General features: G+C 69.4%; 13 protein-coding genes. 4 read left to right on the forward strand and 9 right to left on the reverse strand.

Annotated elements, in window-relative coordinates:
• Together HT102_RS10285 and HT102_RS10290 are read right to left on the reverse strand one after the other, a co-directional pair.
• On the reverse strand, positions 1-876 hold the full coding sequence (locus HT102_RS10285; RefSeq protein WP_192039328.1) for an NUDIX hydrolase: 876 nt from the start codon (positions 874-876) through the stop codon (positions 1-3).
• 56 nt (positions 877-932) lie between these two features.
• Positions 933-1,310 carry a hypothetical protein gene (locus HT102_RS10290; protein WP_192039329.1) on the reverse strand — a complete coding sequence of 126 codons (378 nt, stop codon included), beginning with the start codon at positions 1,308-1,310 and terminating at the stop codon, positions 933-935.
• Positions 1,311-1,579: 269 nt separating this feature from the next.
• On the opposite strand from HT102_RS10290, the gene HT102_RS10295 reads away from it, so the two are divergent.
• Positions 1,580-2,548 (forward strand): sulfotransferase domain-containing protein, encoded by a 969-nt coding sequence (locus HT102_RS10295; RefSeq protein ID WP_192039330.1) that lies wholly within the window; start codon positions 1,580-1,582, stop codon positions 2,546-2,548.
• Positions 2,549-2,667: 119 nt separating this feature from the next.
• Entirely contained in the window at positions 2,668-3,327 is a 660-nt protein-coding gene (locus tag HT102_RS10300; protein ID WP_192039331.1) for a hypothetical protein, read from the forward strand.
• Between the two features lie 193 nt (positions 3,328-3,520).
• Here HT102_RS10300 and HT102_RS10305 read toward each other — a convergent pair whose 3' ends face one another.
• Both HT102_RS10305 and HT102_RS10310 read right to left on the reverse strand, forming a co-directional pair.
• A complete protein-coding gene (locus tag HT102_RS10305) occupies positions 3,521-5,128 on the reverse strand; it encodes a succinic semialdehyde dehydrogenase (protein ID WP_333473386.1) in 1,608 nt (535 codons plus the stop codon).
• A gap of 15 nt (positions 5,129-5,143) precedes the next feature.
• Positions 5,144-5,971 carry an SDR family oxidoreductase gene (locus HT102_RS10310; protein WP_192039333.1) on the reverse strand — a complete coding sequence of 276 codons (828 nt, stop codon included), beginning with the start codon at positions 5,969-5,971 and terminating at the stop codon, positions 5,144-5,146.
• Between the two features lie 147 nt (positions 5,972-6,118).
• Between HT102_RS10310 and HT102_RS10315 the strand changes: the two genes are divergently transcribed.
• Positions 6,119-7,354, forward strand: a complete 1,236-nt coding sequence (locus HT102_RS10315) for a PucR family transcriptional regulator (protein WP_192039334.1) — start codon at positions 6,119-6,121, stop codon at positions 7,352-7,354.
• A 242-nt stretch (positions 7,355-7,596) separates the two neighbouring features.
• Entirely contained in the window at positions 7,597-8,562 is a 966-nt protein-coding gene (locus HT102_RS10320; protein WP_192039335.1) for a hypothetical protein, read from the forward strand.
• A 231-nt stretch (positions 8,563-8,793) separates the two neighbouring features.
• On the opposite strand, the gene HT102_RS10325 is transcribed toward HT102_RS10320, so the two are convergent.
• From HT102_RS10325 to HT102_RS10345, 5 genes are all read right to left on the reverse strand, one after another.
• The gene (locus tag HT102_RS10325; protein ID WP_192039336.1) at positions 8,794-9,885 is read right to left on the reverse strand and encodes a hypothetical protein; all 1,092 of its coding nucleotides are present in this window, start codon (positions 9,883-9,885) and stop codon (positions 8,794-8,796) included.
• A 32-nt stretch (positions 9,886-9,917) separates the two neighbouring features.
• The gene (locus tag HT102_RS10330) at positions 9,918-10,910 is read right to left on the reverse strand and encodes a COG1361 family protein (protein ID WP_192039337.1); all 993 of its coding nucleotides are present in this window, start codon (positions 10,908-10,910) and stop codon (positions 9,918-9,920) included.
• 28 nt (positions 10,911-10,938) lie between these two features.
• Positions 10,939-11,454, reverse strand: a complete 516-nt coding sequence (locus tag HT102_RS10335) for a WxL domain-containing protein (RefSeq protein ID WP_192039338.1) — start codon at positions 11,452-11,454, stop codon at positions 10,939-10,941.
• A 411-nt stretch (positions 11,455-11,865) separates the two neighbouring features.
• On the reverse strand, positions 11,866-13,080 hold the full coding sequence (locus HT102_RS10340) for an MFS transporter (protein WP_192039339.1): 1,215 nt from the start codon (positions 13,078-13,080) through the stop codon (positions 11,866-11,868).
• An 85-nt stretch (positions 13,081-13,165) separates the two neighbouring features.
• Positions 13,166-13,945: a DUF1906 domain-containing protein gene (locus HT102_RS10345; protein WP_192039340.1), complete on the reverse strand. Its 780-nt coding sequence runs from the start codon at positions 13,943-13,945 to the stop codon at positions 13,166-13,168.
• Between the last annotated feature and the right edge of the window lie 78 nt (positions 13,946-14,023).

Here is a 14,023-nt window from a genome sequence, read left to right on the forward strand (position 1 = left end):
CTAGGGGCGCAGCGTGCGGCCGAGGCCGGGCGGCACGCTCGCGTAGTAGGCATCGCAATCGGGGAACCCGAGCCGCCAGCCATCCGGGTGATCCATCGGCGCGGACTCGATCGGCGGGATCGGCAAGGCGTGGCCGCAAGGGTCCGCCGGCAGCGGGAGATCGCTGCTCGATGCGATGCGGGCGAGCGCGCGCAACTGGCTCCATGTCGGCGGCAGCAGTATCGCCTCGCCGCGGCTCCAGGCCGCGAGGGCATCCTGGGGCGCGCGCCAGAAGCACTCATCAGCCTCCGGGGTCTGGTCATCCGCGTGCTGGCCGGGCGGGAGCTTCGCGAGGAAGAAGCGGGTGTCGTAACGTCGCGAGTTTCCCGTGGGGGTGATCCAGTTGGCCATCGGGGCGAGGAGATCGGCCCGCACCGTGAGGTCATGCTCGCGCAGGAGCTCCGCGAAGGATACGGAGCGGGCCGCGAGCGCGGACCGGGCGTCCTCGAGCGTCGCGGATATCCATTGGGTGGTGACGATGCTGCCGTCGAGGTGGCTGGCGAGCAGGACGCCGCATTCCTCGTAGAGCTCGCGGATCGCGGCCACCACCAGGGCTCGCGCTGTTGGCTCACCGGTGCCGAACGCGCTCGCCCAGTACTCGGGCGCGGGTCCGTGCCAGGCGAGCGCCGCCGTGTGATCGGTCGGATCCACGCCGCCGCCGGGAAACACGGTCATGCCGGGGGCGAAGGGCATGGTCCGGGATCGCCGCTGCAGGAAGACCTCGATTCCGCCTGGGGCCTCGTCGCCATCGGTCTCGCCCGGCATGTCGCGGACGAGAATGATCGTTGAGGCGTCGCGGATCGGGATGGCGCGCTCGTCCCGGTGAGCTGGGGCCATGCGGGGGACCTCCTGCATGCTGGTGGTCCTGTCGACCATACCCGCGCCGCGCGCCTCTAGAAGATCGCGAGCTGGTCGGCGCTGCTGCCGCGGCGGCGACGGCTGCCGGTGGCGCCCCGGGTGGCATGCGGCGCGCGCGCATTGCGGGCGATGCGGATCTCGGCGGCGTCGATCCCCTGCGCGCGGGCCTGGGCGATGTAGGGCGCGGGGTCCACTCCCGCGATGTCGGCGATGGCGATGCGCGCGAGCAGTTGCTGCCGCCACCATGCGGCGCCCTCGCCCGTCTCGCGGGCGTTCCAGAGCCGCAGCCACCGGGGCGTGCCGGGGGCTGGCGACCCGGTCGCGTGCGCGGTGAGCTTGTCGATCCAGCGATCGATGGTGTCGGTCAGCGTCTCGCCGGCCTCGGCGAGCGCATCATCTGACACTCCTGTCACACGCACGCTTACCACACTAACGCGTATTCATGAACGGGCACAGCGGAATTGCCTGCTTTTCGCGCCCTCGCGCATCATGCGCCGCAGCTTGTCGCCATTCGCGAGCTCCAGGCCGGGGGCGCTGGCCCGGAGCTCGCCACGCCCGGGCGGAACACGCCGGCAGCGCCTGCCATGCCCGATCCCCCGGCGTGGGTAGCCTGGCCAAAAGTAGACCGGCGAACGACAGCTGATCAGGCGACACGCGACAAGGCAGATAGCGAACACCTCACATGGCAGCGAACCCAAGCACCACCCTCACCCACGATGACCGCATGCTCGAGTGCTACCGGATCGTCGACAAGGAGCTCGAGATCCGCCACCGGGGCGAGTTCACTCCGCGCGATATATGGGAAATGGCCCGGATGACGGTCTCGGCCCAGTTCCTGCCGCACTACTTCTCCTATGTGCCCGGCTGGCGCCGTGCCCTGCGCCGGCTCGGCGGCGACCGGATCATGCCTGACTTCGCCTGCATCGGCGCCATCAAGTCCGGCACCTCAGAGCTCGCCACCTACCTCATGCAGCACCCCAACATGATCGTCCCGCTGTCGAAGGAGCCCAATCGCGAGAACCCCGGCGACTGGCGCATCTTCTACCCCACCCGCAAGGAGGTGGCCGAGCTCGAAGCGGTCCGCGGCCCGATGCGGGCAGGATACTTCGAGCCCCGCCTCCACCAGGTCGCAGTCCTCGATGGCTTTCACGCGCAGCGCCCGGACGGCAAGGTCATCATCATGCTCCGCGACCCCGTCCGTCGTGCCTACTCGCACTTCAAGTGGGATTTCCTCGCCACGGGGCGCAAGAGCCACCTCAGTGGCTACATGACCTCGTACCGTGACTACGTCCGGCGCGCGCTCGACGTGTTCCCCGCGCACGGCTTTCCCACCTCCATCGTCGGCCTGCCGCCGCTCGAGGCCGGCATCTATGCGCCGTCCGTGCGGCTGTGGATCGAGCGATTCGGGGCGGAGAACATTCACTTCATCGGCGCGGAGGAATTCTTCGCCGACATCCCTGGAACGCTCAACAGCATCTTCCGCTTCCTGGGCCTGCCCGAGCACGAGCCCGCCATCCGGCAGCCGGTCAACACGAACAACATCGACGCGCCGCCGGAGGATCCCGAGGCCAGGGAGCTCCTGCGCGACTTCTACCAGCCCTACAACAAGGAGCTGTTCGCGATCCTGGGTCGCGAGCTCGACTGGATCTAGCCGCGCCCCCTGGGGGATCCCGCGACGCGCCGATGACGACTGCAAAAACACCCCGCTGCACATCGCATCCGGGCCGTAGACTAGTGACGAGGCTCACCAACGAGGGATGGAAAGCGAACATGGCACCCACAGAGGACCCCACGACCACTACGACCTCGGCGCCCGCGGATCGCCTCGAGGACCTGCGCGCGCTGTCGAAGAAGGACCCGACGGAGGCCTCCTCGCAGGCCTGGGCGTGGCTGAAGGACATGCGCGATAGCGAGCTGCGCGAGTACGACAAGGCCGCGGCCGCGCTCGAGTCGATGTTCCGAGCCAGCTCGCCGCCGCGCAAGCTCGAGGGACAGACCGAGGGCCTGCTCGTCATGACCACCACCATGCCAATCCTCGACCGCACCGTCACCGCCGTCACCGACCTGTGGATGCCCTGGGAGGGCAAGCGGTTCGACGCCGAGGGCAAGGGCGCCAATCGCATCGCGTCGCGCGCGTCGATGCCCCTTCGCCTGCTGTGGCCGCTGTACTCGATGACGCAGACCGAGGACGGCAAGCTCGCGTTCGACTTCACCACCCATGTCGAGGCCAGCCGCGACAAGGAAGGTGGCGAGCAGGATGTGCTGGTCATCGACTACAAGTCCGTGGAGACCAACCCCAGGTTGCTCATCCGCAGCGTTCGCGACGAGCTCGTGGAGCTCGTGCCCGGGGTCTACCTGGGCAAGATCCTGTTCCGCGTCTCCGGCCGGTATCACAAGATCGGTTTCTTCGCCCTGCACAACCTCGACTAGACAACCGCGGGATAGCACGACCTCGGGGCAGCACGACCTCGGGGCAGCACCACCTCGGGGCAGCACCACCGCGGGGCAGCACGACCGCAAACGCGATAGAAGCCGTGGAGAATCCAGGTTGGCTTCTATCGCGTTTGACGGTTTCCAGTGCTTCTGCCGCTGGCCGGTCGGCTCGCGGAGCCGGGCCTGCCGCCTACCGCCCGGGCAGCAGCGCCATCGCCCGCACCGCGTGGGGCAGCACGGCATTCCAGGCGGCGTCGGGCAACCAGGACGGTCCGCCGAGGTCGATCAGACGCTGCGTGGCCACGGTCTGCGACTCGGTGTACTTGAGCAACCCGTCCGCGCCGTGACGGCGGCCCATCCCGGAGGCGCCCATTCCACCCATGGGGGCATCGGTGCTACCGAACGCCGGGCCGTAGCCCTCGTTGACGTTGACAGTGCCCGCGTGGACGCGGCGCGCGATGGCCTCGCCCTCCTTGGCCGTTGCCGCCCACACACTGGCATTGAGGCCATACTCGGTGGAGTTGGCGCGCTCGATCGCCTCATCGACGCTCGCCACCGGATAGATGGACACGAGCGGGCCGAAGGTCTCCTCGGCGTAGCAGGTCATTTCCTCGGTGACGCCCGTGAGGACGGTGGGCTCGTGGAAGAACGGGCCGAGATCGGGGCGATGCTGCCCGCCAGCCACCACGGCCGCGCCCTTGTTGAGCGCGTCGCGCACATGCTCCTGCACGGTATCGAGCTGCGCCTGCGAGACCAGGCTGCCCATGGCGGGGCCGAACTCGTACTCCGCGCCGAGCCGCATGCCCGCCACCGCATCGGCGAAGGCCTTGGTGAACTCGTCGGCGACGCCCTCCTCGACATAGATGCGCTCGATGGAGATGCACAGCTGCCCGGCGTTGGAGAAGCAAGCGCGGGTCGCTGCCTGCGCCACCGCGCGAAGATCCGCGCCCTGGGCGACGATCATGGCGTTCTTGCCACCCAGCTCCGCGGAGAAGCCGATCAGGCGCTCGGCGGCCTGGGTCGCGAGGGTCCGGCCGGTGGCGGTGGAACCGGTGAACATGACGTAGTCCGAGCGTTGCACGATCTCGCCGCCCACCACGGCGCCGGGCCCGGGGACGACCGCGAACAGCTCGCGCGGCAGCCCCGCCTCGTAGAGCAGCTCCACGCAGGCCAGCGCGCAGTAGGGGGTGCTGCTGTCTGGCTTGATCACGACCGCGTTGCCCGCGATCAGGGCGGGGATCGCATCGGAGACCGCGAGGGTCATCGGGTAGTTCCAGGGGGAGATGACTCCCACGACGCCCTTGGGGACATGGTTCACAATGGTGCGGGTCAGGCCTGGGAACAGCCCCTGCGCGCGGCGGGGCGCAAGGAGCCGCCGGGCGCGGGTCGCGTAGTAGCGGGCGTTCAGCGCGATGTCGAGCACTTCCTCCTGCGCGGCAACGCGGGCCTTGCCGGTCTCGGCCTGCGCCATGTCCATCAGCTCGGCGCGATGGTCGAGAACGAGCCGGTGGTAGCGGCGGAAGATCGCTGCGCGCTCCTCGACGGGGCGGGCTGCCCACTCGCGCTGCGCCGCGCGGGCCTTGCTGATCGCGGCGGCGGCATCGTCGGCGGTGCCGACGGGGATGGTGGCGAGCTCGCGGCCGGTGAAGACCTCGCGCACGGCGCGCTGCTCGCGCTGCTGGGGCTCATCGATGGCCACGAGCGCGGCGAGGCGGTCGAACGTTTCCTGGGTGGGTGCGGGCATGGTTTGTTGCTCCTTGGTAGGGGTAGTGCTGGCCGGGCGGGGCGCGGCGGAAATAGCTAGCTGGGATTGCTAGCTGCTGCGGATGCGCTCCTCGTACACGCGGCGCACGTTCGCATCGATCCCGCTGATGAACATCGTCTCCGCGCGGAGGACCCGGCTGATCGCCTCATAGACGAACGGGGGCAGGTAGTGCTGCGACTGCACGAGCACGCCCGCGAGGCGGGTCACCCGCAGCCGCGGCACAGGCTTGCGGATCTGCCGCTCGATCGCGGCGGCGATCTCCTCGGGCTCGGGGACGCGGACACCGCGGATGCCGGAGGCGCCCGAGCCGAGCTGCGTATTGGTCAAGGTGGGCAGCACCGCGCACACGCTGATGCCGTCGTCACGGACCTCCTTGCGCACCGTGTCGGTGAAACCGAGCACGGCATGCTTGGTGGCGCAATAGGTGGCGAGGCCGGGGAACTGGTACTCGCCCGCCAGGGAGGCGATGTTGATGATGTGGCCGGACCGGCGCGGCAGCATGCGCTCGAGGGCGAGCTTGGTGCCCGTGATGACACCAAGGACGTTGATCTCGACCATGCGCCGCGCGATGTGCTCCGGCTCATCGATGACCCGTCCCACGGGCATGATGCCGGCGTTGTTGACCAGCACCGTCAGTGGTCCGGCCTCGCGCTCGACGAGATCGAGGAACGCGGCGAACGAATCCCGATCGGTCACATCCACCCGGGCGTGGGCGACGGCGCCGGAGGCCAGGGAGGCATTCGGGAGCTCGGCCTCATCGATGTCGCCGATGACGACCTTCGCGCCGAGCGCAGCGAGATGAGTGGCCGTGGCCAGCCCGATGCCTCGTGCTCCCCCGGTGATGGCGACGACGTGCCCGTTCAGTGGCTTGCTCATGATGCTCCTTGATCGAGTTGATCGAGAATTCCGCGTTGTAGCTACCACTGTGCTCCTCTCGGCGACTTCGCAACTAGGCTTTTCACACCCAACTTTCCGCCAGGATTTGTATTCTGGATACAACACTGGTGGGCAGGAGGACGTGTGATGGCCGAGGATCAGCTCGCCGATTGGATCTCCCGCCTCACCTCCGATGTGCTGCGCCCGGCCGCGCTCGACGCCATGGTCGAACGCGTCAACAACGACATCCTCGCCGCCCTCCCCGAGCTGCGCGAAGACGATGAGCTCCGCCGCGACCTCGACGCCAGCACCCGCGGCCAGGTGCGCGCTTTCATCGCCGCCATCGCCAACGAGCAGGCCGAGTACCAGCCCCCGCCAGCAGCAGTAGCGCTCGCCCGGACCGTCGCCCGCCGCGGCATGGACGTCAAGGTGCTGCTGCGCGTCTACGGAACTGGGCGCACCACCGCGATCAACATCCTCACCGAGATCGTGCAGTCGGTGCCCGTGGACGCCGAGACCAAGATGCGCGCCCTCGTTAGCTTCTGGGAATCCGCGATCACCTGGCTCGAGCTCTCCACCGACGTCCTGCTCGCCGCCTACACGAGCGAGCGCGCCACCCTCGAGCGCGGCGCCACCGCGCGCCGGGCCGACACCATCCACGCCCTGCTCGAGGGCGCCACCATTCCCATCGACACCGCGTCCACCCGGCTCGCCTACCCCCTGCGCCCCTGGCACACCGCCCTGATCCTGTGGAGCGACACCGACGACACCGAGGCCCTCGGGCACCGCGAGCAGGTCATCCGGCACGCGGCCCGCGCGCTCGACTCCCGAGGACGATTCCTCTCGCTACCGTCCGGGGCACGCGGGCACTGGGCCTGGATCGCCACCGACCAGCCAGCGAGCACCGACGCCATTGCCAGCATCAGTCTTCCCGCGGGGACACGCATCGCCGTCGGTTCCGCCGCGCGCGGCAGCGCCGGTTTCCGGCAGAGCCATCGTGACGCCGTCGCCGCCCAGCAAATCGCGTCCGTCTCCACCAACGCTCGCGCCTGCACTCTCTACCGCCAGGTGGAGATCCCGTACCTGCTCGGCCGTGACGCCGACGCCTTGCGCGAATTCCTCGCCCGCACGCTGGGACCGCTCGCCGAGCCCACCGAGCATGCTGCGCGGCTGCGCGACACCGTCGCGGCCTACATCCGGAGCGGCGGCAGCCCAACCGACGCCGCTCGCACCCTCCAGGTGCACAAGAACACGGTCCGCTACCGCATCGAGCAAGCATTCACCGAGCTCGGCGCCGCGCACGACGGCGACCATGCCGACCTCGGGCTGGCGCTGCGCTGCATCGACACGCTCGGCATCGGCTGGTTGCACGGCAAGAGCTAGCGGGCGCTTGCTGGTTCGGGGCGCCCGCCGGATTGGGGCGCCCGGCCTGGGCGACCAGTTGAGCGAGCCCGCGATTCGCTGCTTCAGCGCGCACGCACGCTAGCGGGGGGCCGGACAGCCGCATTTTCGGAAAGAAGTTGGCATTTCATGTCGATTGCTATTCCCAGTGTGGAACTTTTAGCTAGCGGTACAGCAGTTCCCCCCCTCACTAGAGATTCCCCCTCATTCGAAGGAGTACACCCATGCCCGCACCCGCCCGACCACAACCCCGGAGTCCGCTCGCTCTGGCTTCCGCGGCCGCCCTCGCCTCGGCCGGGCTCGCGCTCGCCATGCCCGGCACCGCCTCGGCCGATGAGGCCTGCACAGGCCAGGGCACCGGCACGATCACCTGCGTCTACAGCTTCGCGGGCGACACCGGCGGCAGCCACACCTTCACCGTGCCCGCAGGAGTCACCAGCCTCGACATCACCGCCACCGGCGGTGCCGGGGGCGGCGGTTTTGCCAACGGCGCCGACACCACCGCTGGACAGGGCGGGCAGGGCGCACGCGTGCAGGCCGACGCGGTGATGGCCGCCCCCGGCGAGTCGCTCACCGTCACGGTCGCCGGCAACGGAGTGACCGCGACCGGCGGCGGGGGCGTGGGCGGCGGGTTCGGCGGCGGGGGCGCCAGCTCCTGCGGCGGCTCGGCCAGCGGTGGTGGCGGTGGCGGAGCCTCCAGCGTATTGCGCGGGATTGCCCCGGTCGTGGTGGCAGGCGGGGGTGGCGGTGGGGGCGGGGCCCTGAATTTCGGCGGCTCCATGCCCTCGGGCGGAGACGGCGGGGCGGCGGGCGCGGCCGGCGGCGACGGCACGAACGGCGGCGGGGGCGGGGCGCCCGGAGTTGGCATGGTCCCCGGCGCCGGCGGCACGGGCTTCTACGGCGGAGCCCCCGGTGTGGGGGGCGTCGGCGGGGCAGGCGCCAACGGATCTGTGTGCGGCGGCGGCGGGGGCGGCGGATACGCGGGCGGCGGGGGCGGCGCGGGCACGGGCAACGCCTACTCGGGCGGCGGCGGAGGAGGCGGCGGCTCGTCCTTCGGCGGCACCCCCACCCTGACCGGCGACACCCCGAGCGTGACCATCACCTACACCGAGGCAGCCCCCGGGCCCGACACCTGCGGCGGATTCGACCTCGGGTCGATCTGCCTCGATCTCGGCTCCCTCGGAAACTAGCGGCGACCGTAAAGACCCATCAGAGCGGAAGGCGTGCCGTGCTGCACCGAGAATCTTCCGCGCTGCCCTGGGAGATGTGGCCCTGGAAGATATGGGGGCAGTTTCCCGGTCGCAGCCGCAAACGCGATAGAAGCTGCTGAAGAACCCAGGTGGCTTCTATCGCGTTTGATGATTTCCCGTGCTTTTGCGACCAAAGCGGTCGATATCGAGCCGAACATGCTCCTCGCCGAGCTAGTAAACCGAGTGCGTGATCGCCGTCGCGTACCGATCCGAGACCACCCCGCTGCCGGGGAACACCACCTCGATATCAGCGACCCAGGTGGCACTGCACGGCCCCTCGGCCACTTGCACCCGCACCTCGTCATCGCCGAGGACTTGCCGCCCGGTCGATGAGCTGCATTCCGTGTCGCTCGCCCTGTAGCGCACCGACCGCGGAACCAGCACGGTCCCCGTGGATTCGCCCGAGAACGCGGACATCGAGGCGAACGCGGTCCACCCGGGGCTCTCCGCTCGCGTATCAAGGACCTGCACGCTCATCGCGCCACGACGCACTGCCCCTTCGCCCTGCTGCGCGAGAACCAGGTTGCCAGGCACAGCGATGGTCAGCATGCCCGCCTCGGTGGCTTCGTCCTCTTCGCTGGCTTCGTCCTCGTCCGTGGCTTCCTCGTCCGTGGCTTCGTCGACCGTGGCTTCGTCGACCGTGGCTTCGTCCTCGGGCGATCCCTCCGTGGACTCCTCCGTGGTCTCCTCGTCCTCGGCAGCCGACTCCTCCGAGGCCTCCTCGGTGGCGGCAGCAGGCTCCTCGGACGTATCACCGTCGGGGAGTTCCTCGGTTCCCTCGTCCGCGGCTGGCTCGTCCGTATCGGAACCCTCGGGCGCTGGATCCTCGGGCGCTGGATCCTCTGTCAGCAATGCCGCCGGTGGGGTGTCCTCCTGCGGCGCCTCGTCGACCAGCGACTCGGGTTCGGGCACATCCACGGGCTCGGGGGCCGGAGGCGCAGGCTCGGTCGTCACCGGATCAATGATGGCAGGCTCCGGCTCGGGGTCCGGGGCCGGCGGTTCCGGCTCGGGCTCGGGTGGAGGCGCTTCCGTCGTGACAACCACAGGCTCGGGCTCGGGCTCCGGGGGCGGGGGCTCGGGCTCGGGCGTCGTTGCTGGAGGCGTGGTGGTCGTGGGCGCGACGGGGGGCACTGCCGCGCCGCCATTCTCGACCACGCAATCCTGCGTGTCGGACTCGGTCGTGCATTCGGGAGTCGTGGGGGTGGGTTGCGCGTGGCCCGCGGGGGCGAGAGCAGCGCCAGCGAGGATGCTGGCGCCGCACATCGCCCAAACCACAGTGCGGCGTCGAGGGTTCATCAGGGATTCCGGCTTCGTTGGCGGATAATAATGATCGCGGCGAGCAAGGCCAGCACAGCGATGGCCAGAAGGATCCACCACCAGGTGCGCTGGGTTTCTTGCTCGGCGCCTACGGAATCCCCGACTCCTGTGTCAGGGAAGGTCACCTGGGCGCTGGTGGTGCGCTCGAGCAGTCCACTGGCGAGGGTGACGTTGGCTTGCCAGGGGCCGTTCGGCAAGGTTTCGGACAGGGCGAAGACTGCTTGCCCTGGCTCCCCTGCGGGCACAGTGACCTGGTTGGATCGGACGGTGTCGAGACGGATGCCGCCGGGCCCCTCGGTGAGGTCGAGCGAACCGGTGATGTCGACGGCCCGCCCTCCGGTGTTGTCGATGTCGACGACGAGCTCGGCCACTCCCTCGGCGGTGCGGCGCGGGGTCATGCCCGTGATGGCGAAGTCAGCGGGAAGCGCATCGGAGTCGCCGATCGCGAGGTAGATCCGTACCCCCACGCGGTTGACGACGACTGCGCCACCCTCATCGGGTTCGCCGCTGGTCATCTCGGCCCAGACCACGCCGTAGCGTTCTCCGTCCTCGGTACCTTCCGGGACGTCGACGCTGAGCACGATCTCGGCGTTCTCGCGGTCTTCGAGGGTGACTTCGCTGGTGTCGAGCTCGGTCCATTCGGTGAGCTCGTTGGCCCCGGCCCCGTCCGCGACCTTGAACCCATCCTGGGCGTCGACATCCGCGGCCCCTACGTAGAGGTCCACGTCCTGGGTGGTGCCGGTCCGGTTGGAGATCTCGAGGCGGCGGTCGAACGAATCCCCGGCCTCGATGTTGTCAATCACGTAGACCTGGGCGCGAGGGTCGTCCTGGAGGTGCAGGGGCACTTCCATGAGCCGGATTCCGAGTCCGGGATCGTCGATGGGACCGGGCTCCGGCGCCGGCTGCGCATGGACAGCCGACACCGGTGCGAGCAGCGCCGCCGCGATCACGAGTGGAAGGAGACGACGCACGTCACTATCTCGATTCGCTCGGGGTGGATCAGAATACTGAGTGGGTGAGCGTGGCGGTGTACACGCCCGCGACCGCGCCCGTGGTGTCGAGGTCGAGGGTGGCGTCCCAGATGGCGGTGTTGGCGCCCGAAGCCGTGGCGGTCTGGACGTTCTGGGCGGTGTCGATGACGACGGCGCCCGACGGCGTGACGGTGACGGAACCGGTGGTGACCGCACTGGCCGGGGTGCAAGTGGTGTTGCTCGCGGGGATTGTGTTCGAGGCGAGGTCGGTGAAGTCAGTGATCACGGCCGTTGTTGTCCAGCCGGCGTTGGAGAGCCTGAGGTCGCTGACGGTCACGGCAAGCACCTGGCCGCTCGCGGAGAGCTGATCCAGCGCGGGCGAGATGACGGCAGCCGCCGGGGGCACGATGGTCAGCGCTCCGGCGAGGAGCTCCGCGGTGACGATGGTGACGCCACTGTCGAGCTGCGCGTGAGCAAGGCTGCCAGGAACGATGACTGCGACGGCACCGAGTGCGGCGATTCCGGCCTTGAGGGATGTACGCATGGATTCTCTCCGGATGCTTGGGCGGGATCGTCGATGATCCCGAAGGTGAGGAGCGCGGCTTGTGGTGTACCCGCCCCACAAGACTAGCGTGATTTGCAACACAAGTTTAGGAATCAACTGCCCCCAGATCGGTGGTCATTTTGCCCTATTTGACCGATGTCATTAGTCCCTTCCCGAAGGACCTTCCCTGGGATGGCTCTAGCACAGCGGGGACGCGGGGCGGCCTCGGCGAGACTGCACGCCCGCGCGCGGCCACTGCCCGCCCACTGCCTCTGCGCGCCCGAACGCCCGCCCCGCGGCCACTGCCCACCCGAACGCCCGCCCCGACTGGAAACTTTTCCCGCTCTGGGGAGGAAAAGTTTCCACTGCCCGCCGGGCCCGGCGCAGCCCGCCAGGTCAGGGCCCGCCAGGTCAGGCCGAGGCCCGGCGGCGGAGCACCACCGGAATGATCAACAGCGCCAGAACCGCCCCCGCCCAGGAGAGCAGCGCGTAGCTCGAGGCCGCCACGACGATGCCGGACGCGAAGCCGCCGCCAGCCCCGGCCAGGGTGATCGATAGATCCACGTTGCCCTGCACGGCGGCGCGCTGCTGAAGCGGCGCGGCCTGGGTGATCAGGGTCGTGCCGCTGATGAGGCCAAGGTTCCAGCCGAGCCCGAGCAGAACCAGCGCGAGCGTGAGGCCGGCCATGCCGGTGAACGCCGCCGCGGACGCCCCCGCGAGCAGCATCGTGATGGCCGCGGCCAGCGCCACCACCCGTGGCCCGAAGCGATCGACCAGCATCCCCGAGAGTGGCGATGGCAAATACATCGCCGCGACATGGAAGCCGATCACCAGCCCCGCCGCGCCGAGGGAATGCCCGTGATCCTGCATGTGCACGGGCGTCATGGTCATGATCGCGATCATCACCGCTTGGGTGATCGTCATGATCACCGCGCCGAGCAGCACCACTGGCCGCCAGTCCGCCACCACGGCGCCGGGCGCATCGTCACTCTCGGCGGGGTCGTCGAGGCGTAGCTCGCGGGCGAGCAGCAGCGGATCCGGTCGCAACCAGATCCACAGCACGACCGCAGCTATGCCATAAGCGGCCGCCGCGAGCAGGAATGGCCCCGCGAGCTCCGGGATGCCCAGCCTGGCGGCGAATCGGCCGGTGAGGCCGACAGTGTTGGGGCCCGCGACCGCGCCAAGGGTGGTGGCGACAAGCACGATGCTCACCGCTCGGCCCTTGCGATGCGCGGGGGCGAGATCGGCACCGGCGTAGCGGGCCTGCAGGTTGGTGGCCATGCCCGCCCCGTAGACGAACAGCGCCAGGAACAGCAAGGGCGTGGACGGCAATGCGGATGCGACAACGACCCCGATCGCGCCGATCGCCCCTGCTCCGTAGCCGAGCGCGAGGCCTACCCTGCGCCCGCGGGCCTGCGATGCCCGGCCCACCAGCACGGCAGCGAGGGCCGCGCCGACGGTGAACAGTGCCGCGGGAACCCCGGCGAGACTGGTCGAGGACAGGACGTCGCGCGCGAGCAGCGCGCCGACAGTGATCCCGGCCGCTAGTCCAGCGCCACTGAGCACTTGGGCGATGACCAGCACGGCGAGGGCGCGGCGCTGCGCGGCAGTCACATCGATGCTCATGCTGGCCCCCGCTTCTCGGTCGATCTCCCGATCCGAGCGTAGGCCCTATCCCCGTGTGACGGGGCCCTCCCTCAGCGGGGAGGAGTCACCACTGGCCGTAGCTGGGCTTGAGGATGCGGTTGCGGTCGATGCCCACCCCGTCCACGGTAAGCCGGTCGATCTCGAACTGGTGGATGTGGGCCGCGGGGTGCACGCGTCCGCCCGAGCCCCAGTTGTGCATCCAGAAGTAGCGGCCGAGCCCGCGGCCGCGGAGGAACTCGATGGTGGGGTAGTTCGCGTAGACGCCGGTACGTGCGGCGCCGATGGTGTCCTGCCAGCCGCGGATGTAGCCGGCGACGAGCTCGAGCTCGCTGCTGCTCGGATTGCTGTCGATCGCGGCGTAGATGACAGCGTTAGCGGGGCCGCCCGCTTCACGGTGCAACCGCTCGCCGATCGCGGCGTGGCGGGTGCCGCCGTTGTAGCCCGCGCGCCAGTCGGAGGTGACGTCCTTGCCGAACTGGTAGCACGAGACGATCGCGAGCCCCTGGGACTTCATGTCGGCGACCTCGCTGGCCCGCATGGGCTTGCCGATCATCCAGCTAGCGCGGGGCTCGGACATGTAGCGGATGACGCCGCGGTACCCGGCACGCTTGATCGAGGCCGCCGACGGCACTCCGGCGGCATAGTCGATCAGGATCTGCCCGGTGTCATCGCTGCCGGGGATCGTCGGCACGCTCGGCGACGGAGGCGTGCCCGGCGAGGTGGGCGAAGGTGGGCGCGAGTTGCCGGGCAAGAGATCACCGAGGGAGGAAAATGCCCCGCCGGCCTGCATGGCGGCAAGTCCGCCGAGAGCGGCATTGCGGAGGAAATCACGTCGGGAGGCCACGGGTTCTCCTGGGATCGGGGGCGGGCGACGATCCTTATCGTAGGTAAGGAGTTCACTCCTGCCGCAGTTTCACCAGAA

The organism is Lolliginicoccus lacisalsi, assembly GCF_014841105.1.
In the GTDB taxonomy this organism is placed as follows: domain Bacteria; phylum Actinomycetota; class Actinomycetes; order Mycobacteriales; family Mycobacteriaceae; genus Lolliginicoccus; species Lolliginicoccus lacisalsi.

What these genes read in the sequence shown, in the direction of transcription:
- HT102_RS10285 (WP_192039328.1), bottom strand. Translation starts at nt 876, where the DNA reads ATGGCCCCAGCTCACCGGGACGAGCGCGCCATCCCGATCCGCGACGCC.
- HT102_RS10295 (WP_192039330.1), top strand. Translation starts at nt 1,580, where the DNA reads ATGGCAGCGAACCCAAGCACCACCCTCACCCACGATGACCGCATGCTC.
- HT102_RS10300 (WP_192039331.1), top strand. Translation starts at nt 2,668, where the DNA reads ATGGCACCCACAGAGGACCCCACGACCACTACGACCTCGGCGCCCGCG.
- HT102_RS10310 (WP_192039333.1), bottom strand. Translation starts at nt 5,971, where the DNA reads ATGAGCAAGCCACTGAACGGGCACGTCGTCGCCATCACCGGGGGAGCA.
- HT102_RS10315 (WP_192039334.1), top strand. Translation starts at nt 6,119, where the DNA reads ATGGCCGAGGATCAGCTCGCCGATTGGATCTCCCGCCTCACCTCCGAT.
- HT102_RS10320 (WP_192039335.1), top strand. Translation starts at nt 7,597, where the DNA reads ATGCCCGCACCCGCCCGACCACAACCCCGGAGTCCGCTCGCTCTGGCT.
- HT102_RS10325 (WP_192039336.1), bottom strand. Translation starts at nt 9,885, where the DNA reads ATGTGCGGCGCCAGCATCCTCGCTGGCGCTGCTCTCGCCCCCGCGGGC.
- HT102_RS10335 (WP_192039338.1), bottom strand. Translation starts at nt 11,454, where the DNA reads ATGCGTACATCCCTCAAGGCCGGAATCGCCGCACTCGGTGCCGTCGCA.
- HT102_RS10340 (WP_192039339.1), bottom strand. Translation starts at nt 13,080, where the DNA reads ATGAGCATCGATGTGACTGCCGCGCAGCGCCGCGCCCTCGCCGTGCTG.